We start from the raw sequence: 26,752 nt of genomic DNA on the forward strand, positions 1-26,752 counted from the left end.
TCCGTGGTGAGAACGGTGGAGATTCTTGCTGACCGGCGCCGCTTCGTCGGTCGTACACTGACGCCATGACCACGTCGGATGCGGCCCCGCCACCGCATCTCATCGTCGGGACCACACGGCCTCGGACCGAGTCCGCGGCGGTCTACGCGGCGCTCTCGGCGGGCATCGTCGGTGCGCTGTACGGGCTGCTGGTATCGCTGGCGGGAACCCTGACGATCGCCGGCGAGGACCCCTTCGCCCTGTGGGCCGCCTTCGGCTCGGCGGTCGTCGCGGCGGTTTCGTCGACGGTGGCGTACTGGCGTGCGCGAGGAGACGAGGGCCAGCAGTGGCGCCGCGTCCTTCCCCGGTGGAAGTTCATCATCAACACGATCTCGGTCGTCATCGCCCACACCGCGCTGGCCTTCCTCGCCACGTATGCCCTCTACCGCCTGCTTGCGCTCGGCTTCATCGGATTGCCGGTCATCACGTTCTGGGCGACCGTGCTCATGGCGGTGACGTTGGGCCTGTCGACGTACGTCGTCTACCTGTCTTCGAGCACCATGACCACCCAGCGCATGTCGACCCTGCTCATGGCGTTCATCGTCATCGGGACGCTGACCGCAATGGTCACGACACCCGATCCGCAATGGTGGACAGTGCACTTCAGCCAGCTCGGCACCTTCGACGACCTCTCGAGCTGGGTCTTCAACGGCACGCTCATCGCGGCGGGTCTCCTGGTGACGACGTTCGCCGTCTACATCGCCAACGATCTGAACGCGCTGGTCGCGACCGGCACGCTCCTCAACCGCGCGGCGAGCCGCACCGTCCCGGCACTGTTCGTCGTGATGGGGATCATGCTCGCCTGCGTCGGGATCTTCCCCGTCGACGTGAACCTCCTGCTCCACAACGTCTCGGCATCAGGGATGGCCGCGATGTTCCTCGCGCTGCTCATCGCCGGTCCACGGCTGCTGCGCGGGATGCCGCGGACCTACTTCGTCGCCTCGTGGGCGTTCCTCGGGGCGACTGTCGCGTCCGTCGTGCTGTTCGTGGTCGGCTATTTCTCACTGACCGCGTTCGAGATCCTCGTCTTCGCGCTGATCTTCGGCTGGATCGCGGTGTTCATCCGCTTCCTCGGCGCCGCCGGCACAGTCACGAAGGACTGACGCCATGTCCGACGACGCGGAAGTCAGCCCAGAGCCCGCTGCTCCGCGCCGCAGCATCCTGGGCGTGCGCGCCGTCTTCGAGCGGCCCCTGGTGTCGGGCTTCCTCGCGACCGTCGGCGTGCTCGGAGCACTGCTGCTGGGCAGCGCCGTCGCCTCTATCGCCACGATCCTCCTCTACATCGTCCTGGCCATGTTCCTGGCGCTTGCGCTCGACCCGATCGTGCGGCTCCTCGAGCGCCGCCGCGTCAAGCGCCCCGCAGGCATCGCGATCGTCTTCGGTTGCTTCGCACTGCTGTGCGCGGCATTCCTGATCTGGGTGCTGCCACCCGTGCTCGCGCAGGTCGGCGAATTCATCGAGGCCATCCCCCGGGCCATCGCGGGCGTGCCCGAGGCGGAATGGTTCACCCGGCTGGCGCCCGACACCCAGGCTGCGCTTTTGGCCGCGCTCGACCAGCTCGCGGCATGGGTCTCCGCGCCATCCACGCTCGCGGCGCTGAGCGGCGGGCTGTTGGGCGTGGCCGTGGCGTTCGTGGGCGGCATCACCGCCAGCTTCATCGTCGTGGCCCTGACGCTGTACTTCCTCGCGTCGCTCGAAGGCACCAAGCGGGCCTTCTACGCCCTGGCCCCAGCCCGCAGCCGCGCTCGGCTGGCAGATCTGACCGAGCGCATCACGGCGTCGGTCGGCAGCGCCCTGGTCGGGTCGGTGACATTGTCGGCTCTGAACGCCGCGGCCGTCTTCCTGCTGCACCTGGCGATCGGGCTGCCGTTTCCCGCGCTCATGGCGGTGATCGCATTCGTCATCACGTTGATCCCCCTCTTCGGCTCGGTGATCTTCCTCATCATCGGCACCGGCGTCGCGCTGTTCTCCAGTCCCACCCAGGCGCTGATCTTCGCGATCTGCTACCTGATCTACATCCAGCTGGAGTCGTACGTTCTGAGCCCTCGCGTGATGAACCGGGCCGTCGCCATTCCGGCTGCTCTCGTGCTGATCGCCGCACTCGTGGGTGGAACCCTCGGCGGGGTGATCGGCGTGCTCGTGGCACTCCCGGTCACGGCATCAATCCTCCTGATCATCCGGGAGGTCGTCGTGCCGCGGCAGAACCTCAAGGTGAGCTGACCGCGCCGGAGAACCGGGCACTGTGCACAGAGCCCGCGCGGCGCTACTGTCTGTCCATGACGGTCACGGACTCGGTCTCGGCTCGTCCCTGGTTCGCGCAGGATCCGGATCAGGTCCTCGCTGCGGCAGGCAGCGATCGAGATCGCGGCCTGACCGCGGCAGAAGCGCAACGCCGCCTGGCCGAACACGGCCCGAATGCGATCGCGGCCGAGCCGCCGCCGTCGGTCTGGCAGGTTTCGCTGCGGCAGCTGGCCGATCCGATGAACGTCATGCTCGTGGCCGTCGCGGTGATCAGTCTGTTCATCAACCAGGTGAGCGTCGGCATCCTGGTCGGCGCGCTGGTCATCCTCAACGTCGTCCTGGGCGCGCGGCAAGAGCTCAAGGCGAAGGCATCCGTCGACGCGCTGGCCAAGATGCAGATCCCGCAGGCGAAGGTAGTGCGCGACGGGGCCCTCGTCCAGCTCGACGCGACCGCCCTGGTACCCGGCGACATCGTGGCGCTGGAAGCGGGCGACATCGTCCCCGCCGACGGGCGCATCCTCCGCTCGGCGACGCTCGAGACGCAGGAGGCGGCGCTGACCGGTGAGAGCGCCCCGATCGCGAAGGATGCCGCGACCCTCGTCGATCCGGACACGACCCTGGGCGATCGCACCGACATGGTGTTCCAGAACACGCAGGTGACACGGGGCACGGCTACCATCGTGGTGACCGAGACCGGCATGCAGACCGAGATGGGGCGGATCGCCTCGATGCTCTCCGCGGTCAAGCCCGCCAAGTCGCCCCTCCAGCGCGAGCTGGACTCGCTGACCGGCGTCCTCGGCTGGATCGCGTGGGGCGCGGTCGCCGTCATCGTCGTCACCGGACTGCTGCGCGGGCAGGAGATCGCCTCGGTCATCCTCCTGGGCATCTCGATGGCGATCTCCGCCATCCCCACGGGCATGCCCTCCTTCGTGCAGGCGATGCTCTCGTACGGCTCGCGGCAGCTCGCCGAGCACAAGGCCGTCGTGAAGAACCTGACGGATGTCGAGACGCTCGGGGCCACCAGCGCCATCAACTCCGACAAGACCGGCACGCTCACGATGAACGAGATGACGGTCGAGTCCCTCTACTACCGCGGCGAGTGGTTCACCGTCGCCGGCAGCGGCTACGACAAGACCGGCGAGATCCGTCACACCGCCGGGCTGCCTCTGCCCCAGTTCAATCAGCTCGCCCTCGGGCTGACCCTGTGCAGCGATGCCACGGTCTCGGACGACGGGGCGGTCATCGGCGACCCCACCGAAGCGGCTCTCGTCGTACTTGCCGCAAAGCTCGGTGCCGACGCCGGCCTCACCCGCACGACGTTCCCCCGTCTGGCCGAGGTGCCGTTCGATTCGGCATACAAGTTCATGGCCACCTTCCACCGGATCCCGGTCGAAGGGGCCGAGACACTCGTGACGTACGTCAAAGGCGGGCCCGACGTCGTGCTGGACCGCTGCAGCCGGGCGGCGACCATGGACGGGGTCGTTCCGATCGCCGACCGCCGTGAGCAGATCCTCGAGGCCAACCGGTCGCTGTCGGAGCAGGGCCTGCGAGTGCTGGCGTTCGCGTTCCGCCGCTACGAAGCCGGCGCGGCCGTGCCGGCGGACCCGATGTCCGCTGTCTCCGACCTCGTCTTCGTGGGCCTGGTCGGCATCATCGACCCGCTGCGGCCCTCGTCGAAGGAGGCCGTCCGCATCGCTCGGGAAGCCGGCATCGAGGTGCGCATGATCACCGGCGACCACGCGATCACGGCCGCGGCGATCGGGGCGAAGCTCGGACTGGGTGAGGGTGCCGCCAGCGGGGCCGAGATCCAGGCGATGTCGGACGACGAGCTGAAGGCGGCGTTGCCCCGGCTGCACATGTTCGGCCGCGTCACACCGGAAGACAAGCTGCGGCTGGCCCGGCTCATGCAGGAGCAGGGCGCGGTCGTGGCGATGACCGGCGATGCCGTGAACGATGCCGCCGCGCTCAAGCAGGCCGACATCGGCGTGGCCATGGGTTCGGGCAGCGATGTCACGAAGCAGGCGGGGAAGATGATCCTCGTCGACGACAACTTCGGCACGCTGGTCACCGCGGTGCGACTCGGGCGGTCGATCTACGAGAAGATCGTGAGCTACGTGCGCTATCAGATGGCGCAGCTCTTCTCGCTCGTGCTGCTGTTCCTGGTCGCGAGCATCTTCGACATCAACGACGGCGTGCCGCTCACCCCGATCATGGTGCTGTTCCTGAACTTCTTCATCACGATCTTCCCGGTCATCGTCATCATGCTCGATCCGGTCCCCGACGGCATCATGCAGCAGCCGCCGCGGGACCCGAAGAAGACGATCGCCAACCGCGGCGCGGTGGCGCAGTGGTTCTTCTACGGCGCGCTCATCTTCGTCACCTCGCTCGTCCCGCTGCTGCTGTACCCGGATGAGGCCAGCTCGACCGAGCCGAGCGCGCCGGTGACCATGACCTTCGTCATCGCGGCTCTCGGTTCCATCTTCGGCGGCCTCGTCATGCGTCGCGACCCGGAATCGGGTCTCGCGCCGCCGATCCTCGTCGCGGTGAAATGGCTCGCCATCCCCCTGGCGCTCACGGTGGCGGCGGTGGAGCTGGGGTTCCTGCAGCGACTCATCGGCACGACGGGTCTGACCGGCAACGAGTGGCTCGTGTCGCTGGGGCTCGCCCTCATCGTCCCCGTCGCCGTCGAGCTCGAGAAGTGGATCAGGCGCGCACGGCGGCGTCACTGACCGAACCCGTGCAGGGCGTCGGTACGCGCCCCGCACACGTCAAAGGCCCCGAGTGCTGGGGACACTCGGGGCCTGTCGTCATCGTCTCTCGCCCTGCCAACCCCCCGGCTGGCGGCGTCGGATGACGGCTGGGAAGGAATCTTGGGGAGGGCCCTTCCCTGAGATGCTGGGGACATCTCCCTTAGATCCTAACTTGCGCAACGCGGCAACCGCTGTCCCCTCTTCGGGGGACAAACCGGCGCTCGGGGCTCCCTTGCGGGAGACATTTCGGCTCTGGAGGCGGATCAGGGGGACTGGCGGCGACGTCAGACGCTTGGGGCGAGGTAGCCGTCGAGCCAGCGGTCCAGTTCATGGTACGCCTGCTCGCGCGCATGCGGGAGGGAGAGGAACACGTCATGGATCGCCCCGTCGATGCGGGCGATCGTCACCAGGTCGCCGAGCCGAATCGCGGCGCGTGCGATGTCGTCGACGACGAGCACGGAGTCGCTGGAGGTCATCGACTCCTTCCACGACAGCGGCGGCGTGGAACGGGTCGACAGCAGCACCAGCGCGGGACAGCCGACGTCGATGCCCGCGGCCACACGGCGGTGGCCCTGCATCACCGCGGAGAGCCAGCCGGGAGCGATGGGGAAGCCCCGGTCCGGGCGCCATCTGAGGCGTTGGTCCCCGTCGGGAAGGCTTCCGATCTCCTCTTGCGCGCGCGTGTAGAAGCCGAAGTCCACACCCGGCTGCGCGCCGCGAGGATCCAGCCGCGCCCGTATGTCCACCAGCGGAGCAAGCGCCTGGCGGCCGAGCGCACCGAGCTGCAGTTCGAGCCACGGGCTGTTCATGACCAGTGCGGCGACGCGCCCGGGGTGCCTGGCTGCCCACAGACACAGGGTGAGCCCGCCCGTCGAATGACCCATGAGCACCAGCCGGCGGCCGGCGCTTCGACCGGGCCGCCCCGACGTGGAGTGCTCCTCGTGCTCCATCGCCGTCAGGGCAGCGGCGATGTCGACGTCGTAGTCGTCGAGCGAGTCGATGTACCCCGGGGTGTCGCCCTCCCGAAGGCTGCGCCCGTAGCGCCGCAGGTCCAGCGCGTAGAACCGCGCACCCCGACGTGTCCAGAACCGCGCGAGCTCCCGCTGGAAGAAGTAGTCGGACCAGCCGTGCACGTACAGCACGTCGATGTCGCGCAGCGGAGCGAACAGCGATCTGACGGGATTCGGGATGCTGCGGACCAGCGTGGCGACGAGCGGGCCGTGCAGTCCCTCGACTCCGAGTGGCAGCGTCGTCTGCTGGAACGGGCGCCCGAGGATGTCGGGGGTCCAGGTCGGCGAGGGGCCTGCCATGGGCCCAGCCTAGGGGGCGGTCAGGGCTCCTCCCAGAGCTACTCGCCGCGGGAGATGGCGACCATCTCCTCGCGCGGCACGACCTTGATGCGCGCGCGCTCGTGCGGTGCGCCGAGCGCCACCTCGTGCTCGTCCAGACGGTGCCAGCCGTCGAGGTCGGTCCAGCGGACTCCGCGCGATGCGAGCAGCGCGGGGATCGCCTCCTCCGACGGATCCGCCGGCTGCCACCACGTGCCCTGATCGTTGATGAGGTGGCGGATCGTCTCCATGGCGTCCGACTTGGTGTGGCCGATGAGGCCGACCGGGCCGCGCTTGATCCAGCCGGTCGCATACACGCCGTTGACGCGCTCGTTCGAATCCTTGCTCAGCACCTGGCCCTCCCGGTTCGGGATGACGCCGTGCTTCTTGTCGAACGGCACACCCGGAAGCGGTGAGCCGAAGTACCCGACCGCCCGGTACAGCGCCTGGATGGGCACCTCGCGCAGCTCGCCGGTGCCGACGACGCCGCCTTCACCGTCGGGTCGGGTGCGCTCGTAGACGAGTGCGGAAACGCGGCCGTCGGCATCCGTCTTCACTTCGACCGGCTTGGCGTAGAAGTGCAGGTGCAGCCGGCGCGACGCGCTGCCGCCGGCGTTGTTGACGGAGTCCCGCTTGCGCCACGACTGCAGCACGCGGTCGATCACCATGACCTGCTTGTTGCTCGCGATCGCCGCGCGCGAGGCGTCGTCGTAATCGAAGTCCTCGTCGTAGACCACCATGTCGACGTCCCGCAGCTCGCCGAGCTCCCGCAGCTCGAGCGGGGTGAACTTGACGTTCGCCGGCCCGCGACGGCCGAAGACATGCACGTCGGTGACCTGAGAGGCGGCCAATCCCCGGTGCACGTTGTCGGGGATCTCCGTGGGCAGCAGGTCCTCGGCGTGCTTGGCGAGCATGCGCGAGACGTCCAGCGCGACGTTGCCGTTGCCGATGACGGCGACGGAGGCGGCATCCAGCGGCCACTCACGAGGCACGTCGGGGTGCCCGTCGAACCAGCTCACGAAATCGGCCGCACCGTAGGAGCCGACGGCGTCGATGCCCGGGATGTCGAGCGAGGTGTCGCGTACCGCCCCGGTGGCGAAGATCACGGCGTTGTAGTGGTGCTTCAGGTCGTCGAGGGTGATGTCCTGACCGAACCGCACGTTGCCGAACAAGCGGATGTCGCCGCGGTCCAGCACCTCGCGAAGGGCGGTGATGATGCCCTTGATCCGGGGGTGGTCGGGCGCCACGCCGTAGCGGACAAGGCCGTATGGCGCCGGCAACTGCTCGAACAGGTCGATCGACACGTCGAACTTGCGCTCGGCCTTCAGCAGGATGTCAGCGGCGTAGATGCCTGCCGGTCCTGCGCCGACGATCGCCAGCCGGAGCTTGGTCATGGTGGTCCTTTCGGGAGGCGTCACATCTGGCCGGAGTGTCGAGGGGTCCGCGTCCCGGCCCCGCAACAGCTCGGGAAGCTAACTGGAACGGTCTGCGACCGCCTGGGCGAAGCGGGTCAGTGCCTCGCGCACCGCGCCGTCCGGCAGCGGTGCGAGGGCGTCGATCGCTTCCTGCGACCACGCGTGCGCCAGCTCGAGGGTGGCCTCGGTCGCTTCGTGCTCGCGCAACTCGGCGAGGGGCTCGTCCAGCAGTGCCGGGTCGGCGCCGTCGGCGATGCGCGCGACCCCGTCGTCGATGCGGGCGCGCAGGTCGGCGGAGGCGGCATCCGAGCGCTGTCCGAGCACGAGGTACGGCATGGTCGGCACCCCCGCGCGCAGGTCGGTGCCCGGCACCTTTCCCGTCTCGTCGGGATCGGCCGACAGGTCGATGACGTCGTCGAGCAGCTGAAAGGCGACACCGGCCTTCTCGCCGAACGTCACCATCGGCTGCTCGAACTCCTCGGGGCCGTTGGAGAAGATCACGCCGGACTGCGCGGCTGCCGCGATGAGTGACCCGGTCTTGTCGGAGAGCACCTGCAGGTAGAACGCCACGCGGTCGTCGCCCTCGGACGGCCCGACGGTCTCGTGCATCTGCCCGAGCACGAGGCGCTCGAACGTGTCGGCCTGCAGACGGATGGCCCGGTCGCCGTGGCGCGCCATGATCTGGCTGGCTCGCGAGAAGAGCAGGTCCCCGGTGAGGATCGCGACGCTGTTGCCCCAGACCGCGTGGGCACTGGGCACGCCGCGACGTTTGTCGGCGGCATCCATCACATCGTCGTGGTACAGCGAGCCGAGGTGGGTCATCTCCAACGCGGTCGCGGCTTCGATCACCTCGTCGGTGGCGCCGTCGCCCAGCTGCGCGGTCAGCAGCGCCAGCATCGGGCGCACGCGCTTGCCGCCGGCGTCGTACAGGTAGCGGCTGGTGGCGTCGGCGAGGGCGTCGGCCACCCGCAGCTCCTGTTCGAGGGCGCTGTCGACACGCTTGAGCCCGGCCTCCACGGTCTTCAGCAGCGTGCGCGAGCGCGCGCCCGCGAAGATGCGGTCGGTCAGGCCCAGCTTGCCCGCGATGTGCGAGCCCGGCGCTGTCGGTGTCACCCTCTCAGCCTACCGGCGGCGCGTTCGGCGCCGTTCCACCGGCGGGGCGCCCAGGAACTCGCCGGCCGGACAACGGCTCCGCGTCGCGCTATGCCGGTTTCGTGGCGCGATGGAGGGCCACGATCCCGAGCGACAGGTTGCGGTACGCGACCTTCGACCACCCGGCTTCGCGGATCCAGGCTGACAGCGTGCGCTGGTCCGGCCAGTCCCGGATCGACTCGTTGAGGTAGTCGTACGCGTCGGCGTTCGAGCTCACCGCCTTCGCCACGACCGGCAGGACGCGGTCGTTGTAGAAGCGGTAGAGCCCGTTGAAGGCCTTCGACGGCGGGTGCGAGAACTCGCAGATCACCAGGCGTCCACCCGGCTTGGTCACCCGCAGCAGCTCCCGCAGCGCCTTCTTCGGGTCGTTCACGTTCCGCAGCCCGAACGACATCGTCACCGTGTCGAACTCGTCATCGCCGAACGGCAGCGCGGTGGCATCGGCCTGCACGAAGGAGAGGTTCCGGATGCCTCCGCCCGGCGCCGTACGGCCGTGACGACGCTCCCCCTCGGCGATCATGCCGGGCGAGAAGTCCGCTGCGACGACGTCGGCGCCGCGGCGCGCGAGGGCGACGCTGGAGGCACCGGTCCCCGCTGCGAGGTCGAGGATGCGCTGACCCGGCCGCGGATCGATCGCGCGGGTCGTGGCGGCGCGCCAGAACCGGTCGTTGCCCATGCTGAGCACGGTGTTCGTGCGGTCGTACCCGGCGGCGACCTGATCGAACATGCCGCTCACGCGCGACGGGTCCTTGTGCAGGTCGGCGCGGTTCGCCTCGGGATCGCGGGATGCCACGGCTTCGAGTCTAGGCCGCGCTTCCCGGCGCGCCGTGGCCGGAGCCGTCGGGCCCGGTGACGTCCACCGACGGGGGCGGCGCGACGGCGTCGAACTGCGCCAGGCGGGCGAGCCAGGCATCCGCTGTCGCATCGTCGAACGGCGCGTCGGCGGCCGCGACGCGTGCCTCGAGGTCCACGGCGAGCGCCTCGAGCTTCTCGACGATGTCGAGGGGGTAGCCGTAGGCGACGCGATGCTCGTCCCACTCGTCGCGGTCGTCGATGAAGAGGCCGCGGCCGTCGATCGCCTTGACGACATCCAGATCCATGTCGATGCCCTGGGGCTCGCGGTCCTCCCAGCGGATGTCCCACGCGATGTCGATGTAGATGCGCACGCGACGCGGCGAGCCGTGCACCGTCATCGCGTAGTCGCCGCTCGGCGGCAGCAGCGTGACGTTCGGCCCGTCCGCCATGAGCTCCAGCCCGGGACGCACGTTGCGCCAGCCGTCGGGCTGACCCAGCCAGTCGCCCCAGCGGTCGCTGCCCAGGTAGATGCAGTCGTTGACCCAGTGCCGACCGCCGTCCCATTTGCGCCACCGGAACTGCAGGGCGGCCCCGGGAACGGGGCGGCCTGTGCCCGGGAAGAGGTGCGGGGCGGCGGCGTCGTCGGTCACTCCGCGAGTCTAGGCTGGGAGCGTGACATCTTCGCACCACCCGGCTCAGCTGGTGGTCGAGACTCGCGAGGTCGAGCACGTCGAAGACCTCCTCGCTTACGCCTCCCCCGATGAGCCGCTGGCGTGGCTCCGCCGTGGCGACGGCATCGTCGGCATCGGCGCGGTGGGCGGGTACGAGAAGGGGCGGCTCCTCCCGCCTGGTGTGGACATGAGCCAGGTGCCGTCACCGGCCGACACCTGGCGGCACATCGCCGAGACGGCGGATGTCGACGACCCGGTCGGCCTTCCGGGCACCGGTCTTGTCGCCTTCGGCACCCTCACCTTCGACCCCGATTCCGCGATGTCCAGCCGGCTCATCATCCCGCAGCTCGTCGTCGGCCGGCACCGGGGTCGCTCGTGGGTGACGCGGATCCGGCCCACATACGCCGAGCTGCCGGAGCCGGCCGCGGCACCGCGGCCGTACGGGCCGTACTGGTCGGCCACTCTCGGCCCGGGCTCGCTGGACCCCGCGGGCTACCAGGCCGCCGTCCGGCAGGCAGTCGATGCGATCGCCGCCGGTGACCTCGAGAAGGTCGTCATCGCGCGCGACCTCGTGGGCACGATCCCCGTCGGCGCTGATCTGCGCCGTCTGGTGCGCGCGCTCGCCGACGACTACCCCGACACCTGGACCTTCGCCGTCGACGGTCTCATCGGGGCCAGCCCCGAGACCCTGGTGACCGTCTCACGCGGGGTCGTGACCGCGCGGGTGCTCGCCGGCACGATTCCGCGCGGCACCGACGCGCACGATGACGACGGGGCATCCAGCACCCTCGCGCACAGCGCGAAGGACCTGCAGGAGCACCGCTACGCCGTGCACAGCGTGCTCGACACGCTCGGCCCCCACGTGCGGCATCTCCGCGCCGACCCGGAGCCCTTCACGCTCAAGCTGCCGAACCTGTGGCACCTGGCCACAGACGTCGCCGGCGACCTCGCCGACAGCGCGTCGTCGCTGGACCTCGTGGCCGCGCTCCATCCGACCGCGGCGGTGGCGGGCACGCCGCGGGATGCCGCGCTGGAGCTCATCCGGCGCCTCGAGCCCTTCGACCGCGGCCGGTATGCGGGCCCCGTCGGCTGGGTCGACGGGGACGGCAACGGCGAATGGGCGATCGCGCTGCGCTGTGCGCAGATCGGGGCCGAGCCGGTGCGGCAGTACGCGGAGTACCGCGACACGATCCCGGTCGTGGCCCACGCGGGCGCCGGCATCGTGGCGCAGAGCAACCCCGAGACGGAGCTGCTCGAGACGCGCGTCAAGTTCCGCCCGATCGTCGACGCCCTCGCCTGACGCCGGCCCTGACTCCCCCGTGCACCTCCCGCGGGTGTGTGGATCGGGGAGCGTCAGGCCGGGATCGTGCCGGTCCGCGCGAGCTGCGCGTACCAGGAGCCGCTCGCCTTCACCGTGCGCTCGAGCGTGTCGAAGTCGACGCGAACGATGCCGAACCGCTTGGCGTAGCCGTAGCCCCACTCGAAGTTGTCCAGCAGCGACCACACGAAGTACCCCCGCAGGTCGACGCCGCGCTGGAGGGCGCGGTGCGCGGCGGTGAAGTGCCGGCGCAGGTAGTCCAGCCGCTCCGGGTCTGGCACCGAGCCGTCGGCGGCGACGACGTCGTCGAACGCCGCACCGTTCTCGGTCACCATGAGCGGCTGGCCGGGGAACTGCTCCGACAGCGACACGAGCAGCTCTTCGAGCCCCTCCGGCGCGATGTTCCATCCCATCGCGGTGTACGGGCCGGGCTGCTCCACGAACTCCACGACCTGGTCGCTGCCGGGCCACGCCGTACCGCCGGCGGCGCCCTTGTGACCGTCGTTCTGCTGTTTCGGCGAGACGCCGTCCCACAGTCGCACGGTGGCGGTGGAGTAGTAGTTGACACCCAGCACGTCGATCGGCTGGTGGATGGTCTCCAGGTCACCGTCGTGGACGAACGACCAGTCGGTGACGGATGCCGTGTCCTCCAGCAGGTCGGCCGGGTACTGCCCGCGCAGCATCGGCCCCGTGAACGCGCGGTTGGCGAGGGCGTCGATCCGGCGCATGGCCTCGGATGCCCCGTCGCCTGCCCCGCGCAGCACGTGGAAGTTCAGCGTGACCGAGTACTGCGGGTCTCCGGTCGATGTCGCGCGCAGCGCCTGCAGCGCACGCCCGTGGGCGAGGTTGAGGTGATGCACGGCGGCGAGAGCGGCCGCCGGTTCGTGGCGACCCGGCGCGTGGCCGCCCTGACCGTACCCGAGGTAGGCCGAGCACCACGGCTCGTTGAGCGTCGTCCAGGTGTGCACGCGGTCGCCCAGGGCTGTGCCCATGGTGGCGGCATACTCCGCGAACGCGTCGGCCGTCTCGCGCGCGGGCCAGCCCCCGGCATCCTCCAGCGGCTGCGGAAGGTCCCAGTGGTAGAGCGTCGCGACGGGCTTGATGCCGCGCTCGAGCAGCCCGTCCACCAGACGCGAGTAGAAGTCGATGCCGGCCTGGTTGACCTTGCCCGTGCCGGCCGGCTGGATGCGCGGCCACGCGATCGAGAAGCGATACGCGCCCAGGCCCAGCTCGGCCATGAGGTCCAGATCGCTCTCCCACCGGTGGTAGTGGTCGCACGCCACGTCGCCGGTGTCGCCGTTCCACACCTTGCCGGGGGTCTTGGAGAACGTGTCCCAGATCGACGCGCCCCGGCCGTCCTCGTCGAACGCACCCTCGACCTGATACGACGCCGTCGCCGACCCGAAGGTGAATCCCTGGGGGAACTCGAGGCCGGAGTCGCGGTAGTCGGGGTTGCCGTGGGGCTCGGGGCGTTTCGTCTCGCTTCGCTCGCTCAACGACCGCGAATCACCGGACTCGCTCAACGACCGGGAGGTCACTCGGTCACCTCCGTGAGGTCGACGGTGAAGGTCTCGGAGCGACCCTCCGGCGTGGTGACGACCACCTCGCGCGAGCCTTCGCCGCCGGGGAACACCCGAAGGCGCAGTCCGTCGAGGTAGTCGTAATCGGGCCGGTCGGTGCGCGCACCCCACGGGATCACGGCGCCGGACCGGACGTACAGGGGCAGCGACGTGAAGCCGTGCTGCTCGCGGCGCCACGACCCGCCCGGCACCTCCTCGCCCGTCAGCAGGTTCGTCCACGTGCCGGCGGGGAGGTAGAACTCCACTTCCCCGGTAGCCGAGAACACGGGTGCCACCAGGATGTCGCGGCCGAGCATGTACTGCCGGTCGAGGTAGGCGACGGCGGGGTCGTCGGGGAACTCGAGCTGCATCGGCCGGGCCAGCGGCACACCTGTGGTCGCGGCATCCACCCCCGCCTGGAACAGGTAGGGCATCAGCTGCATCTTCAGGTGCGTGAAGGTCCTGGTGACCTCCACGGCCTCGTCGTCGAACGCCCACGGGACGCGGTACGAGTTCGAGCCGTGGAATCGCGAGTGCGAGCTGAGCAGGCCGAAGGCGGTCCAGCGCTTGTAGACCGCGGGATCCGGGGTGCCCTCGAAGCCGCCGATGTCGTGGCTCCAGAACGCGAAGCCGCTGAAGGCGAGCGACAGGCCGCCGCGCAGCGTCTCCGCCATCGACTCGAATGTCGACGTGTTGTCTCCACCCCAGTGCACGGGCATCGACTGCCCGCCTGCCGTCGCCGAGCGGGCGAACACCACCGCCTCGCCCTCGCCGCGCTTCTCGACGAGCACGTCGTGGACCGCCTGGTTGTACAGCTGCGTGTAGAGGTTGTGCATGCGCGACGGGTCCGAGCCGTCGAAGTACTCGACCTCGAGCGGGATCCGCTCCCCGAAGTCCGTCTTGAAGCAGTCGACCCCCTGGTCGATCAGCCGCCGCAGGTGGCCCTGGTACCACGCCGTCGCCTCGGGGTTGGTGAAGTCGACGAGGCCCATGCCCGCCTGCCACAGGTCCCACTGCCACACCGATCCGTCAGGGCGCTTGACGAGGAAGCCCTGCGCCGCGGCCTCGGCGAACAGCGGCGAGCGCTGCCCGATGTAGGGGTTGATCCAGACGCAGACGCGCAGGTCCTTCTCGTGAAGGCGCGCGAGCATGCCGTCGGGGTCGGGGAACGTGCGCGGGTCCCACTCGAAGTCGCACCAGTTGAACTCGCGCATCCAGAAGCAGTCGAAGTGGAACACCGAGACGGGCAGCTCGTTGGCCGCCATCTGGTCGATGAACGACGTGACCGTCGCCTCTTCGTAGTCGGTGGTGAACGAGGTCGACAGCCACAGCCCGTACGACCACGCCGGCACGATCGGCGGCCGGCCCGTCAGGGCGGTGTACCTGGTCAGCACGTCCTTCGGGGTCGGGCCGGCGATGAGGAAGTACTCCAGCTCCTCGCCCGCCACCGAGAACTGCACACGCTCCACCGCCTCGGAGCCGATCTCGAACGACACATGACCGGGGTCGTTGACGAGCACCCCGTACCCGCGGTTGGACAGGTAGAACGGCACGTTCTTGTACGCCTGCTCGCTCGACGTGCCGCCGTCGGCGTTCCAGATGTCGACGGTCTGCCCGTTCTTGACGAGCGGACCGAACCGCTCACCGAGCCCGTAGATGAGCTCGCCGACGCCGAGGTCCAGCTGTTCGTGCAGATACGTCGCGGAGTGCGGCGCACCCAGGCCGGTGCGCGCGTTGCCGGCCACGCCGTGTGCCACGTCGGCGGCGTCGGCCAGCTGGATGTAGCCCTGCGCCTTGTGGCTCGAGCCCGTGACACGCTTGCCGTCGAGCTCGAATGAGAGCGACCACGGTGCACCCGAGGCGATACGGGCCGTGAGCGGTCCGGTGCTCAACGCTCCGCCACCCTCGGTGAGGGAGACCGCGCCGGCCCCGCCGTCGACGGCGCCGGGAAGCTCGAACCCGCCGTGCCAGGGCCGGCCGACGTGGTGCGAGACGCGCACGCGCACGACGCCTTCGAGGGGCGACGAGAGGGTCACCGTGAGCACGGGACGGTTGAGCGTGTCGCCGCGGCGCGTGATGACGGTGGTCGGGGCGGTGATGACGAGACCGTCGCCGTCGGCTGCGGCATCCGTCTTCCAGATGTCGTACGCCTCCTGCGCGTACAGCGCCGTGACACCGGGACGCAGCTGCCAGAACCCGTCGGTGAACTTCATTACTTGACTGCTCCTGCCGTGATGCCGCGAGTGAGGGTGCGCTGGAAGATGAGGAAGAAGATGATCGTCGGGATGATGCCCAGCAGGGCCGATCCCGCCGTGGTCGTGACGTCCATGAGCCGGTCGCCCTGCAGCACGCTGATCGCCACGGGCACCGTCTGGTTCGAGTTCGACGCGAGGAACGTCAGCGGGATGAGGAACTCGTTCCACGTCCAGATGAAGAAGAAGATGAGCAGCACCGACAGCGTCGGGCGGCTGATCGGGAAGACGACGCGCCAGAGGATCTGCCAGCGGGACGCGCCGTCGAGGGATGCCGCTTCGAGCACCTCCTTCGGGAAGGTGCCGTAGACCGAGGCCAGGAGATACGTGCCGAACGCCGCCTGCACCACCGTGAACACGATGATGACCGACCACACGTTGTCGTACAGGTCTATCGACTTGAACATGTAGTACAGCGGGTACAGCAGCGCCTCCTGCGGCAGCAGGTTCGCCAGGAGGAACAGCAGCACGATCCAGGTGCGACCGCGAACGCGGCCGATGCCGATGGCGAACGCGTTGAGCACCGAGATCAGCACCGCGAGGATCGCGACGACACCCGAGATGAAGACGGAGTTCCAGACCTTCTCGGGGAAGTTGACCCGGTTCCAGAACTTCTCCAGACCGCTCAGGTCGATCGCCTGAGGGAGCGCGAACGGTCCCGACGTCGCATAGTCCACCGGCGACTTGAAGGCGTTCACGACGATCAGGTAGAAGGGCACGACGATGACGATCGCGCCGAGGATCACGACCGTCAGGAGCACCCAGTCCAGCGGACGCTTCTTGGTCATGCCGCCGCGGGCGCGACCGGGCTTACCGGGAGTGACGATTGCGGTGGTGGCGGCCATCAGAGCCCCGCCCTTTCCTTGCGCTCCAGCGAGTTCTGCACGCGGATGAAGATGATCGAGACGATCACGACGAGGATCGTCAGCACCGTCGCGATGGTCGCGCCGTAGCCGATGTTCCGCTTCGTGAAGAACTCGGTGTAGGCGTAGTAGGCGGGCACGAGGGTCGCGCCGGCCGGTCCGCCCTGCGTGATGACGTACACCGGCCCGAACACCTTGAGCGCGGCGATCGTGCAGGTGAGGGTGACCACGAAGACCTCGGGCCGGATGATGCTGAGGGTGATCGCCGAGAAGCGCTGGAACCAGTTGGCCCCGTCGAGTTCGGCGGCCTCGTAGAGTTCGGGGTCCACGCGCTGCAGTGCGGCCATGAAGACCACGACCGGGTAGCCGATCTGCACCCAGACCAGCACGCCCATGAGCACGAGCAGCGCAGAGGGCATCTGCCCGAGCCAGTCGACGGCGGGGATGCCGAAGACGCCGAGCAGCTGGTTCATGGCGCCCGTCTGACCGGGCCGGAAGATCCAGCCGATCACGATGCCGGCGACGGCGATGGGGAGGATCTGCGGCAGGTAGTAGGTGGCCCGCAGGAAGCTGCCGGCCTTGCCGCCGTACTTGCGCCCGACGACATCGAACAGCAGGGCGGCGACGATGAGGCCGATGACGGTCGGAAGGACGACCATCGCCAGGACCATCCACACCGAGTTGGCGAAGGAGGTCCAGAAGTCCTCGTCGGAGAAGATCTTGACCCAGTTGTCGAAGCCGATGAACTCCGGCTCGCGAACGCCGCGCCACTTCGTGAACGTCAGATAGACGTTGAAGATCAACGGGATGACGATGATCACCAGCAGCAGGACGAACCCGGGCAGCAGGTAGAGCCAGTAGCCGGCCGTCCCGCCCTTGCGCTGAGGGATCGACGGCTCCTCAGGGGGCAGCTTCGCGCGTCGCGGGCGCCGGGCTCGCGTCGCCTCGCGAGGTGTGAGGTCCGCGTGATCGGCGGCCGCGGCATCGTGGCCGGCGTGGGTGTGAACAGACATGTGGGACTCCCAGTGGTGCGGGGGCGGCGACAAAGCCGCCGCCCCCGCGGTCGGGTCAGCGGTAGTCCGCTGTTCCTTCTTCGTACTGCTCGCCGAGGTTGGTGTTCGTCGTCTTCGCGTCCTGCGCGCCGGTGACGAGACCCTGCAGCTCCTGGACGATCACGTCGTAGAAGCCCGCGGCAGGCCAGTCGGGGTAGAACGAGAGTCCATCGTTGTCGAGGATGCCGTTGAACGTCGCGATGAGCTCCTGGCTCTTCGGGTCGGTGATGTCATCGGGGTCGGCGGCGACCGGAAGACCGCCGTTGTTGCCGATGATCGCCTGGATCTCGGGACGCATGGTGATGTCGATGAACTTGTACGCGAGCTCCTTGTTCGCGGCGTTCTCGGGCACGACCCACAGGTTGCCCGACGAGCCGAGCGAGAGCTGGGAGTCGGGGAAGGCCTGGTAGGTCCAGTCGAAGCCGGCCTGCTCGACGAAGCGGCCGTACCACCACGACCCCGACACGAAGATCGGTGCGGTGCCGTTGATGAACGAGACACCGGCATCCTCGGCCTTGACCGACGAGACGTCGCTGGCGATGTAGCCCTTGTCGACGTAGTCCTTGAGCGTCTCGGTCGCGTACGTCAGCTCGGGCCCCTGCCAGTCGACCGGGTTCTTGTAGAGCTGGTAGTCGTCGACGAAGGAGCGGTCGGCCTGCGACAGCGCGAGCTGGTACCAGAGCTGTCCGAGCGGGTACTCGGCGCCCGCCTCGGCCAGCGGCGTGATGCCCTGGGCGACGAAGGCGTCGAGCACGTTCACGAACTCGTCGTACGTCGTCGGGATCTGAAGACCCGCGGCCGCGAAGGCGTCCTTGTTGTAGTAGACGCCGACGAACTCGCCGTAGTTCGGGATGCCGTACCAGGTGTCGCCGCCCATGACGCCGTTCTCGTCGTACTTGGCGGTCGTCTGCAGCGACGGGGCGAGCTTGTCGGCCCAGCCGTACTCGTCGACGGCGTCGGAGATGTCCGAGATGAGACCGGTCGAGGCGAGGAAGCCCGCGGTCGCGTTGCCCTTGTTGAACTCCATGAGGTCGGGCGCGGCATCCGAGTCGAGCACCTGGCTCGCCGTCTTCTGGATCTGCTCGAACGACTTCTGCTCGAACTCGACCTTCGCGCCGGTCTCGTCTTCGAAGACCTTGATGGCCTCGTTCCAGGCCTTCGCCATGGCGCTGTCCTCACCCTCGTAGTGCCAGAGCTTGAGGGTGTCGCCGTCTTCGCCGGAGCCACCGCCGGAGGCGGAGCAGCCGGCCAGGGCGAGCCCGGCGACGGCGAGGGCGCCGACGACCGCGAAGGTCCTTCTGTGGGTGATTCGTGCCATCTTCGGCACTCCTTTCTTGGTCCCCTGGGGCGGGGCGGTTGTGTGCGAAACGCTGTCGAAGCGCTTCGATATCGGTGATGCAGGTGCGGTGTTGAGTTGGAAGGGGTTCTGCGTGCCGCCGCGCGGGCGACGCGCTGATCAGCGGCGGTCTCGCGGGGGCGCGACCGAGCCGCGGTCGTAGTAGACGGGAGGGATCAGGTGCAGTCCGGGCTCGGGGCGATCCGGGCTGAGGCTGCGCACGGCGAGGTCGACGGCGGGGTCGCAAGAGGGCTCGGGGAGGAGCGGGATGACGTCCACCGGCAGGGCGAGCGCGCCCGTGTCGAACGAGGCCGCGACCGACACGACGGAGATGTCGCCGGGCACCGAGAGGCCGCGGTCGGTCAGCTCCGCGAGCACCGCATTGTGGACGTCGTCGGCAGCGTGGACCAGGATCGCCGTGACGCCCGCCTCGACGAGGGATGCGGTGGCCTCCCGCGTGGCCTGGATGCTCGTGGCGCGATCGCCCGACACGTGGAAATGGTGCGCCACTCCGCGCTCGGTCGCACGGCGCTCGAAAGCGCGGCGCACGCGTGGCGGGAAGTTCGACTTCTCGTACGAGACCTGCGACTGGCCGATGAGGCCGATCAAGCGGTGACCGGCGTCGGCGACACGGTCGACGGCCAGGACGGCGGCCGCGTCGAAGTCCAGGTCGACGCACAGCAGGCCCTCATGGTCGTCGGGCACGCCGATGAAGACTGTGGGTGTCGGGATCGATCGCGCGAGCGCGACGCGCTCGTCGTCGGGCGCGACATCCAGCACCAGGATCGCGTCGACCAGCCCACTCGAGGCGACGCGGGCCATGCCGGCCGACGCCTCCTCCTCGGTCAGCAGCAGGATGTCGTACTCGTTCCGGCGGGCGGCGACGGCCGTGGCCAGCACGAACGACATGTGCGTGGGGGCGTGGGTGTCGCGACGCAGCGGTTCGGTGAGCGCGAAGATATGGGTGCGGCTTCCCGCGAGCATGCGAGCCCCGGCGTTCGGGCTGTATCCCAGCTCGGCCACCGCGCGTTCGATGCGCTGGCGAGTGGCGGGCGAGACGGGGCGCTTGCCACTGAGCGCGTACGACACCGTGCTGATCGACACGCCAGCGGCCTCGGCCACCTCGTTGATCTTCACCATGTCGCTCTCCTGCTCGCGGCGGCTGCCCTGCCTGGCCGCGACGACTCCTCACCGGTTGAGGAGTCGAAGCGCTTCGCGGAAACGCTTCGACAGAGATGATAAGCACACGTGCGGAAGCGCCGCAAGCGGTTCGTGGTTTTTCCCAACAAATCCGTGCGGCGCTTCCGCGGCGGCTCAGATCGAGCGCTGGTACGCGCGGATCGACCGGACCGCCCAGAAGAACGCCAGCGCACCGAGGACCGCCAGGCCCCCGGCCTGCCACCACCCATTCGCCGGGTACTCCCCTGTGAGACCGCCTCGTCCGAGCTCGACCGCCCAGTTCATGGGGTTCCAGCGGGCGACGTCCTGCACCCACTGCGGCATGAGATCGGCGGGCATCATGGTCGTCGACAGGAACGTCGCAGGGAGCACGATGAGCTGCGAGAGGCTGATCAGCGCGATCTGGCTCCGCGAGATGAGTGCCACCGCCGTCGACGCGCAGCAGAAGATCGTGGCCAGGAGCGTGGCCACTCCCAGGGCCGCGAGCATCCCGCCGACGCCGCCCGGGTAGCGTGCGCCGGCCAGCCAGCCGATGCCCAGCACCACGAGCGACTGCGTGAGGTTGATGACGAGCTGCTGCACGAGCTGTCCGGTGATGATCGCCGACCGCGACACCGGGGAGGTGAGGTACTGGTCCATGACGCCCGAGTTGATGTCGTCGATGTATCCCGTTCCCGCCCAGGCACCCGAGTAGAGCACCGTCATCATCAGGATGCCGGGCACGAGGTAGGCGATGTAGCCCCCGGCGCCGGCCTGCGCCTGGAACGCGGGAAGCGCGCCCAGGGACGAGAAGACCTGGCCGAACAGGACGATCCAGATGACGGGCTGGATGAGCGACATCACCGGGCCCCACACCTGTCGGAGCGTCGCGATCAGCCAACGACGCAGCACCTGCCCGGCCTGCGTGAACCATCCCGCACGGCCGGTGCGGGCAGCGAGGGCGATCGTGGTCATCATGCTGCGACTCCCGTCGTCGAGGCGTCCGTCGAGGCGCCGGATCCGGCGCTGCCGGACGTGTCGAAGGTGTGGCCGACGAAGTGGAGGTACACGTCGTCGAGGGTGGGGTGGGAGGCCGCGACCTGCCCGAAGCGGATGCCCGCGGCATCCAGTGCGGCGATCACCGCACCGACGGCCGCTGACGCGTCGTCGGTGCGCGCGGCCAGGACACCGTCGACGCCGGACGCTTCGACCACGACGTCTCGGAGGCCCGGCACCGGGGCGACGGCACGCCGTACCGCGGCCGCGTCGGGTTCCAGGAGGGAGACCCGCACCGAGTCGCCGTGCAAGGCCGCCTTGAGCTCGGCCGGCGTCCCCTGCACGACCGCCCGCCCGCCGTTCACGAGCAGCAGCTCGTCGGCGAGCCGATCGGCCTCTTCCATGTAGTGCGTGGTGAGGACGACGGTGAGTGCCTCCTGCGCCGACAGGCGCCGGATCTCGGCCCACATCGCCGCTCGAGCCTCGGGGTCGAGTCCGGTCGTGGGCTCGTCGAGGAACAGCACACGCGGACGGTGCACGAGCGCCGCGGCGACGTCGAGGCGCCGACGCATTCCGCCCGAGAAGCTGCCGACGGGGCGATGGGATGCCTCGGCGAGGCCGAACTCGTCCAGCAGCCGCAGCGCGCGAGCCTGAGCCTCGGCCGGGGCGACACCGCGCAGGCGTGCGGCGATCTCGAGGTTCTCGCGAGCCGTGAGGAGAGGATCGGTGCTGGCGCCCTGCGACACGTACCCGATGGCCGCGCGGACGGCCGCCGGGTCGCGGGCGACGTCGTGGCCGGCCACGACCGCCGATCCGCTCGTCGGCCGAGAGAGTGTCGTGAGGATCTTGGTGGTGGTCGACTTGCCGGCGCCGTTGGGTCCGAGGAGGCCGAACACACGACCGGCGGCGACCGAGAAGCTCAGCCCGTCGAGCGCCCGCACGGCGGGTCGTCGGCCCCGTCCCGGATAGACCTTGACGAGGTCCGCGGCGACGATGGCCGCCGCCGCGGTGGTGTTTTCAGGCATGGCGAAGCATCCCTTCCTTCGAATGGGTGGGTGTGAATGCCCCGGTCGTCGAGCGAGGGAGGAGCGAGAGAGACGAAGCGCGGGAGGCCTGCACAGAGTCAGGCGCGTTTCGTCCCGCTTCGCTCGCTCAACGACCGGAGGTCTTATCGGGGGTGAAGAGCATTCGGGCGAGCACGAGCATCATCAGCGCGAAGCCCGCGACGAAGGCGACGGGCGCCCACCACCAGCCGACCGTGAACACGAGCACCGCGATCACGGCGAACGTCACCAGCCAGATCACGGCGGTGTACACGCCGAAGCGGGCCGCGGTCTCCGGCTCGCGCTCGAACCGGTTGGGCGGCTCGTTGCGCAGCGCCTCGCGGGTCCAGGCCTTGTGGCGATTGGTCTGGGTCGCGCCGAGGAACGCGAACAGCACGATGGAGGCGATGACCCCGAGGGCGGCGAACACGACGCCCCACACCGGGAGCGCCCCCGACGCGACGAGCCCGGCGAACCCGAGCCCGTACGCGCCGAGGAACGTCGCCAGCGCGAACGACGCGGCCCGGGTCTGCGGCATCGGGTGGTTCGTCGTCGTCTCCTGCGAGAGCGAGTCGCCCACGATGAGCGCGAGCGCCGTCGACGCCAGGCCGAAGATCCCGATCTCCGCGCCGATCGGCAGCGGCAGCACACCGACGGCGCCGAGGACGCCGAGCGCGATGGCGGCCACCGCCACGGCCGACCACACGACGATCCTCACGACGAACGCCGGGCGGGGCCGCACCCGGTGACGCTGTTGCAGGGCCGCGTAGTCGTTGGCGCGGGCGCGAGGTGAGGCATCCGTCGTCTCCTCCAGCAGCGCGCGCACGTCGCCGAGCTCGGCGACCGCCTGCCGTGCGGCCTCTGCCGGAGCGAGCCCGCGCGCCTCGAGCTCGTCGGCACGGGCGACGAGGTTGGCGCGGATCTCCTCCTTCAGGTCCTGCGCGTCGGGCGTCATCTCGACGCCCTGGAAGGCCTCGTCCAGGAGGCGGTGGATGTCGGTGTTCATTGCTGGCCGTCCTTCACGTCGAGCAGTGCGTCGATGATGCGCCGGGTCGCGGTCCAGGCCGCGACGTTGCCGCGGAAGACGGCGCGGCCGGCGTCGGTGATCCGGTAGTACTTGCGGCGACCCCCCTGTGACTCGTCACCCCAGTAGGACTCGACGAGTCCGTCCTTCTCGAGGCGCCGGTAGGTGGCGTAGAGGGTCGCCTCCTTGATCTCGTGCTCGCCGCCGGTCGCGTCACGGATCGCCTTGTAGATCTCGAAGCCGTACGCGTCGCCACGCCGGAGCACGCCGAGCACGATCGTGTCGGTATGACCGCGCAGCAGGTCAGCCGCGAACGCGTCGTCTTGTGTCATGTCCAGTACTGTATCACATCAAGTACCTCACAAGACAGACCTTCCGTCGTCGCGACCACGCGGCGAGCCTGGGCCCGGCGGGTGCGTCAGCTGGCGGCGAGGCGCTTCTTCTCCGCGGCGACGTCGAAGGTGGCCGCAGGCCAATGGGGGTCGATGTCTTCCAGGGCCTCGAGCAGGAGGTTCTGGACCGCGAGTCGGGCGTACCACTTGCGGTCCGCCGGCACCACGTACCACGGGGCGTGCTCGGTCGAGGTACGGTCGAACACGGTCTGATACGCCTCCATGTACGACGGCCACAGCTCCCGCTCGTCGACGTCGCCGGGGTTGTACTTCCAGTGCTTGTCGGGGCGCTCCAGTCGCTCCATCAGGCGGGACTTCTGCTCGTCGCGCGAGATGTGGAGCATGACCTTGACGATCCGCGTTCCGCTGTCGGCGACGCGCTTCTCGAACTCGTTGATCGCGCCGTACCGTCGTTCGATCTCCGCGGCCGGCGCGAGCTCACGCACACGTCCGATCAGCACATCCTCGTAGTGCGACCTGTCGAAGACCCCGATGATGCCCGACTCCGGGAGCCGCTTCCCCCCCCGCCACAGGAAGTCGTGCTCCAGCTCCTCGGGCGTGGGCTTCTTGAACGCGGCCAGAAGCACACCTTGCGGGTCGACGGACCCGACGACGTGCCGGATGATGCCGCCCTTGCCGGCGGAGTCCATGGCCTGCAGCACGAGCAGCACCGCAGCATCCGTGGCATCCACCCGGCTGCGCGCGTACAGGCGCTCCTGATACTCGTCCAGTTCGTGGGCGCCGGCCTTCAGGTCCTCGGCGGCGTGGACTTTGTCCTTCTCGTAGCCGGGGGTCGAGCGCGGGTCGACGTCGGCGAGCGAGAACCCCTCACCCACGCGGAGGAGCTCGGCGACATCGCCGCTCCAGTGCTTCTGACTCGAGGCGATCATGCAGCCATCATGGTGCACGCCGCGTGAGATGGAGCTCCTCCACGCGCGAAGGTGCGCATCGCCCGGGAGAGGATGCCGGAGACTCAGCGCGCGAGCGGCACCTCGATCAGCTGCCGCCCGCCGACCGGCGAGGTGAGCGCCTGGTCGAGCGCCGAACGCGTGGTGATGCGGTGATACTCCCAGCCGTAGGCGAGGGCCAACTGCTCCAGGCGCACGGCGTGCGGTGTGTAGAGCACGCGATCCATGATCTCGGCGCCGGCCACCGCGGCGACCTCGAGCCCGTCGAAGATCGTGCCGCCTCCGTCGTTGCCGACGATGACCTGCAGGCGGGGCTCCGCCTCGTGCGGGGGCAGCAGCAGCGCACCGACGTCGTGGAGCACGGCGAGGTCCCCCAGCAGCACGCGGGTGACGCCTGGCGCCCCGGCCGTCTGACTGGCCAGCGCGATGCCGGTCGCGGTCGCGACGGTGCCGTCGATGCCGGCCAGACCGCGATTGGAGTGCACCGGCACCTTCTTGCCCGGCAGCACCTGGTCGGCCACTCGCACCAGTCGAGAAGAGCCGAACACGAGCCGATCGTGGGGCCAGGTCGCGCGCCACACCGCGTCGACGAGACTCGCCCGGTCCAGCGGAGCCCGGATGACCTCGAGCTCGGCCGCGATCGCGCCCAGCCGCTCCCCCGGCACCGCCGACGACAGCCCGTCGGCGTCAGGCGCCGGCGGCGTGAGATCGACGGATGCCTCGCGCGAGGCGTGCATCCATTCCGCGAGCCAGGCGCGATCGACCTCGCCGTCCGCAACGGCGACCCGGTCGGCTGCCACGGTCGCGCCGTTGAGGTTGAGCGGCTCCCCGGGACCGCGCACCGCGATGACCTCGACATCGGGTCGCGACAGCAGGGAAGCCGCCTCTCGGCTCAGGGTCGGATGGCCGACCACCACCACGCGCTCGACCCGGCCACCGAGGTGCGGATCGCGCAGCAGCTCGCGGTAGCCGTGCACGAGCAGCCGGCCGAACCTCGCACCGCTCACGATCTCGGCCACGAGAGGCCAGCCGCCTCGGTGGGCGATCTCCTCCGCGTCGGGCCCGGCGTCCGCCCCGGCCAGCACGACCGTCCGCGGTCCGCGGACCAGCACGAGGGGGCCGTCCTGCGGGTCGGGCGCCACGTCGGACTCGCCGATCCCGCCGCCGCCCTGGTAGAGGGCACCGGAGATCTCGTCCTCGAGGTCGGTCGGCACCGGTGGCCCATCGGGATCCGCCGAGATTCCGGCATCCAGCTCGACCGCGGGCAGCCCGAGCCACCGGGGCAGGGCACCCGACAGCGGATCCCGGTACGGCAGGTTCAGATGAACAGGACCCGGCGAGCGCGTGCCCGCGCCCAGGGCCGCCGCAAGGGCCTCATCGGCCACGGCCCGCAGCGCCCGGCTCTGCTCATGGCCGCCGTCGGCATCGGTCGCCTCGGGCACCGGCAGATCCGCCTCGAATCGCACTGCCTGGGAGAACATCCCGGGCTGGCGTGTCGTCTGGTTGGCGCCGACGCCGCGCAGCTCCGGCGGCCGGTCGGCGGTCAGCAGCAGCAACGGGACGCCGGCATGATGCGCCTCGAGCGCTGCCGGCAACAGGTTGGCGACCGCCGTGCCCGACGTGCACACCACGGCCGCCGGCATCCGGGTCTCCCTGCCGATGCCGAGGGCGGTGAAACCCGCCACGCGCTCGTCGATGCGCACGTGCAACCGGATCGCGCCGCGCCGCTCCAGCTCGGCGGCCACGAGCGCGAGGCTCTGCGACCGCGAGCCCGGGCTGAGCACGACATGTCGCACGCCCCGCTCCACCAACCGGCCCAGCAGCGCCGCGGCCGCGTCGGCGGCGGGCGAGGGATCGGGCCCGGGCACGGCGTGGGTCGCGCCTGCGGCGCCGGCGGGCGTGGTCACGTCAGCCGCGCGCTCCGCGCTGACCCCGGGCGTCGTCGTCGCCCTCGGTCGGGCGGACCGGTGGCGTCGGCGGTGTCGGCGTGCTGCCCGGTGCGGCCGTTCCGCCTGCTGAGGCGGCCGATGCGGCGGGGTCGTCGGATGCCGCGGGGCCTGTCGGCGGGTGGAAGCGCGGGTCGTGCTCCTCGGCATCGAGCTGGGCGAGCTCCTCCTCGAGGCGGCGGATGCGCTCGTCCTGGTCGCTGATCGTGCCGATGCGGCCGAGGAACTCGGGATCGTCGTCGGGTGCGCGTCGAGCGGCCACGGTCGACGCCCTCGCGCGGCCGACGGCGAGCCACAGGATGCCGCCCAGGACGGGCAGCAGCACGACGATGAGGATCCACACCGGCTTGCTCACACCGCGGTGCCGGACCGGGGGCTGGACTGCGCAATCGACGATGGTGAAGACCCAGAACGCGGTCGCCACCAGGGCCAGAATCAGCAGCACCCGAGGCATCTTCCTATCCTAGGTCGGCGGCGCCCGCGTTGGGTCTTCGTCGCCCCACCGTGATCAGAC

Annotated in this window: 22 protein-coding genes; 4 read left to right on the forward strand and 18 right to left on the reverse strand. The window is 69.7% G+C overall.

From position 1 onward, the window contains the following. Window positions 1-65 precede the first annotated feature (65 nt). Genes C9992_RS06730 through C9992_RS06740 form a run of 3 tightly spaced genes read left to right on the forward strand, consistent with a single transcriptional unit; the run spans window position 66 to window position 5,009 of the window. Window positions 66-1,142, forward strand: a complete 1,077-nt coding sequence (locus C9992_RS06730; protein ID WP_106814830.1) for a DUF998 domain-containing protein — start codon at window positions 66-68, stop codon at window positions 1,140-1,142. A 4-nt stretch (window positions 1,143-1,146) separates the two neighbouring features. Next, entirely contained in the window at window positions 1,147-2,259 is a 1,113-nt protein-coding gene (locus C9992_RS06735; protein WP_106814831.1) for an AI-2E family transporter, read from the forward strand. 56 nt (window positions 2,260-2,315) lie between these two features. Continuing rightward, a complete protein-coding gene (locus C9992_RS06740) occupies window positions 2,316-5,009 on the forward strand; it encodes a cation-translocating P-type ATPase (protein WP_106814832.1) in 2,694 nt (897 codons plus the stop codon). Between the two features lie 305 nt (window positions 5,010-5,314). Here C9992_RS06740 and C9992_RS06745 read toward each other — a convergent pair whose 3' ends face one another. From C9992_RS06745 to C9992_RS06765, 5 genes are all read right to left on the reverse strand, one after another. Next, window positions 5,315-6,340, reverse strand: coding sequence for an alpha/beta hydrolase (locus C9992_RS06745; RefSeq protein WP_106814833.1), 1,026 nt, complete (start codon window positions 6,338-6,340; stop codon window positions 5,315-5,317). 38 nt (window positions 6,341-6,378) lie between these two features. Continuing rightward, entirely contained in the window at window positions 6,379-7,752 is a 1,374-nt protein-coding gene (locus C9992_RS06750; RefSeq protein ID WP_106814834.1) for an FAD-dependent oxidoreductase, read from the reverse strand. Window positions 7,753-7,830: 78 nt separating this feature from the next. Next, entirely contained in the window at window positions 7,831-8,886 is a 1,056-nt protein-coding gene (locus C9992_RS06755; protein WP_106814835.1) for a polyprenyl synthetase family protein, read from the reverse strand. An 88-nt stretch (window positions 8,887-8,974) separates the two neighbouring features. Then, a complete protein-coding gene (locus C9992_RS06760) occupies window positions 8,975-9,718 on the reverse strand; it encodes a demethylmenaquinone methyltransferase (protein ID WP_268807167.1) in 744 nt (247 codons plus the stop codon). A 10-nt stretch (window positions 9,719-9,728) separates the two neighbouring features. Next, window positions 9,729-10,370 (reverse strand): DUF402 domain-containing protein, encoded by a 642-nt coding sequence (locus C9992_RS06765; RefSeq protein WP_106814837.1) that lies wholly within the window; start codon window positions 10,368-10,370, stop codon window positions 9,729-9,731. A gap of 22 nt (window positions 10,371-10,392) precedes the next feature. Here C9992_RS06765 and C9992_RS06770 point away from each other — a divergent pair, with 22 nt between their 5' ends. Further along, complete coding sequence (locus C9992_RS06770; RefSeq protein WP_106814838.1) at window positions 10,393-11,691, forward strand: isochorismate synthase; 1,299 nt, start codon at window positions 10,393-10,395, stop codon at window positions 11,689-11,691. A gap of 53 nt (window positions 11,692-11,744) precedes the next feature. On the opposite strand, the gene C9992_RS06775 is transcribed toward C9992_RS06770, so the two are convergent. The 13 genes from C9992_RS06775 to C9992_RS06835 form a co-directional block, all read right to left on the reverse strand. Beyond that, window positions 11,745-13,205 (reverse strand): GH1 family beta-glucosidase, encoded by a 1,461-nt coding sequence (locus C9992_RS06775; protein WP_106815298.1) that lies wholly within the window; start codon window positions 13,203-13,205, stop codon window positions 11,745-11,747. Between the two features lie 38 nt (window positions 13,206-13,243). Beyond that, window positions 13,244-15,481: an alpha-xylosidase gene (gene yicI / locus C9992_RS06780; RefSeq protein ID WP_106814839.1), complete on the reverse strand. Its 2,238-nt coding sequence runs from the start codon at window positions 15,479-15,481 to the stop codon at window positions 13,244-13,246. Next, on the reverse strand, window positions 15,481-16,365 hold the full coding sequence (locus tag C9992_RS06785) for a carbohydrate ABC transporter permease (protein WP_106814840.1): 885 nt from the start codon (window positions 16,363-16,365) through the stop codon (window positions 15,481-15,483). Before C9992_RS06785 ends, yicI begins: the two co-directional genes overlap by 1 nt. Continuing rightward, window positions 16,365-17,396 (reverse strand): carbohydrate ABC transporter permease, encoded by a 1,032-nt coding sequence (locus tag C9992_RS06790; RefSeq protein ID WP_106814841.1) that lies wholly within the window; start codon window positions 17,394-17,396, stop codon window positions 16,365-16,367. Before C9992_RS06790 ends, C9992_RS06785 begins: the two co-directional genes overlap by 1 nt. 55 nt (window positions 17,397-17,451) lie before the next feature. Next, window positions 17,452-18,753 carry an ABC transporter substrate-binding protein gene (locus C9992_RS06795; RefSeq protein WP_106814842.1) on the reverse strand — a complete coding sequence of 434 codons (1,302 nt, stop codon included), beginning with the start codon at window positions 18,751-18,753 and terminating at the stop codon, window positions 17,452-17,454. 138 nt (window positions 18,754-18,891) lie between these two features. Further along, window positions 18,892-19,911, reverse strand: a complete 1,020-nt coding sequence (locus C9992_RS06800) for a LacI family DNA-binding transcriptional regulator (RefSeq protein WP_106814843.1) — start codon at window positions 19,909-19,911, stop codon at window positions 18,892-18,894. Between the two features lie 174 nt (window positions 19,912-20,085). Beyond that, window positions 20,086-20,904 (reverse strand): ABC transporter permease, encoded by an 819-nt coding sequence (locus tag C9992_RS06805; RefSeq protein WP_106814844.1) that lies wholly within the window; start codon window positions 20,902-20,904, stop codon window positions 20,086-20,088. Next, entirely contained in the window at window positions 20,904-21,950 is a 1,047-nt protein-coding gene (locus C9992_RS06810; protein ID WP_106814845.1) for an ABC transporter ATP-binding protein, read from the reverse strand. Before C9992_RS06810 ends, C9992_RS06805 begins: the two co-directional genes overlap by 1 nt. 127 nt (window positions 21,951-22,077) lie before the next feature. Next, window positions 22,078-22,974 (reverse strand): permease prefix domain 1-containing protein, encoded by an 897-nt coding sequence (locus tag C9992_RS06815; RefSeq protein WP_106814846.1) that lies wholly within the window; start codon window positions 22,972-22,974, stop codon window positions 22,078-22,080. Then, complete coding sequence (locus C9992_RS06820) at window positions 22,971-23,324, reverse strand: PadR family transcriptional regulator (RefSeq protein ID WP_106814847.1); 354 nt, start codon at window positions 23,322-23,324, stop codon at window positions 22,971-22,973. Before C9992_RS06820 ends, C9992_RS06815 begins: the two co-directional genes overlap by 4 nt. Window positions 23,325-23,410: 86 nt before the next feature. Beyond that, window positions 23,411-24,274 (reverse strand): polyphosphate kinase 2 family protein, encoded by an 864-nt coding sequence (locus C9992_RS06825; protein ID WP_106814848.1) that lies wholly within the window; start codon window positions 24,272-24,274, stop codon window positions 23,411-23,413. 83 nt (window positions 24,275-24,357) lie between these two features. Next, window positions 24,358-26,199: a 2-succinyl-5-enolpyruvyl-6-hydroxy-3-cyclohexene-1-carboxylic-acid synthase gene (menD, locus tag C9992_RS06830; protein WP_235008082.1), complete on the reverse strand. Its 1,842-nt coding sequence runs from the start codon at window positions 26,197-26,199 to the stop codon at window positions 24,358-24,360. Between the two features lies 1 nt (window position 26,200). Further along, a complete protein-coding gene (locus C9992_RS06835; RefSeq protein ID WP_106814849.1) occupies window positions 26,201-26,692 on the reverse strand; it encodes a PLD nuclease N-terminal domain-containing protein in 492 nt (163 codons plus the stop codon). Window positions 26,693-26,752 lie beyond the last annotated feature (60 nt).

This window comes from Microbacterium timonense (assembly GCF_900292075.1).
GTDB lineage: Bacteria > Actinomycetota > Actinomycetes > Actinomycetales > Microbacteriaceae > Microbacterium > Microbacterium timonense.

Bases quoted from the DNA above. Each gene is read 5' to 3' on its own strand.
- C9992_RS06790 (WP_106814841.1), bottom strand. From the start codon at position 17,396: ATGTCTGTTCACACCCACGCCGGCCACGATGCCGCGGCCGCCGATCAC.
- C9992_RS06730 (WP_106814830.1), top strand. From the start codon at position 66: ATGACCACGTCGGATGCGGCCCCGCCACCGCATCTCATCGTCGGGACC.
- C9992_RS06740 (WP_106814832.1), top strand. From the start codon at position 2,316: ATGACGGTCACGGACTCGGTCTCGGCTCGTCCCTGGTTCGCGCAGGAT.
- C9992_RS06795 (WP_106814842.1), bottom strand. From the start codon at position 18,753: ATGGCACGAATCACCCACAGAAGGACCTTCGCGGTCGTCGGCGCCCTC.
- C9992_RS06750 (WP_106814834.1), bottom strand. From the start codon at position 7,752: ATGACCAAGCTCCGGCTGGCGATCGTCGGCGCAGGACCGGCAGGCATC.
- C9992_RS06810 (WP_106814845.1), bottom strand. From the start codon at position 21,950: ATGCCTGAAAACACCACCGCGGCGGCGGCCATCGTCGCCGCGGACCTC.
- C9992_RS06785 (WP_106814840.1), bottom strand. From the start codon at position 16,365: ATGGCCGCCACCACCGCAATCGTCACTCCCGGTAAGCCCGGTCGCGCC.
- C9992_RS06735 (WP_106814831.1), top strand. From the start codon at position 1,147: ATGTCCGACGACGCGGAAGTCAGCCCAGAGCCCGCTGCTCCGCGCCGC.
- C9992_RS06745 (WP_106814833.1), bottom strand. From the start codon at position 6,340: ATGGCAGGCCCCTCGCCGACCTGGACCCCCGACATCCTCGGGCGCCCG.
- C9992_RS06815 (WP_106814846.1), bottom strand. From the start codon at position 22,974: ATGAACACCGACATCCACCGCCTCCTGGACGAGGCCTTCCAGGGCGTC.
- C9992_RS06835 (WP_106814849.1), bottom strand. From the start codon at position 26,692: ATGCCTCGGGTGCTGCTGATTCTGGCCCTGGTGGCGACCGCGTTCTGG.
- C9992_RS06825 (WP_106814848.1), bottom strand. From the start codon at position 24,274: ATGATCGCCTCGAGTCAGAAGCACTGGAGCGGCGATGTCGCCGAGCTC.
- C9992_RS06800 (WP_106814843.1), bottom strand. From the start codon at position 19,911: ATGGTGAAGATCAACGAGGTGGCCGAGGCCGCTGGCGTGTCGATCAGC.
- C9992_RS06805 (WP_106814844.1), bottom strand. From the start codon at position 20,904: ATGACCACGATCGCCCTCGCTGCCCGCACCGGCCGTGCGGGATGGTTC.
- C9992_RS06820 (WP_106814847.1), bottom strand. From the start codon at position 23,324: ATGACACAAGACGACGCGTTCGCGGCTGACCTGCTGCGCGGTCATACC.
- yicI (WP_106814839.1), bottom strand. From the start codon at position 15,481: ATGAAGTTCACCGACGGGTTCTGGCAGCTGCGTCCCGGTGTCACGGCG.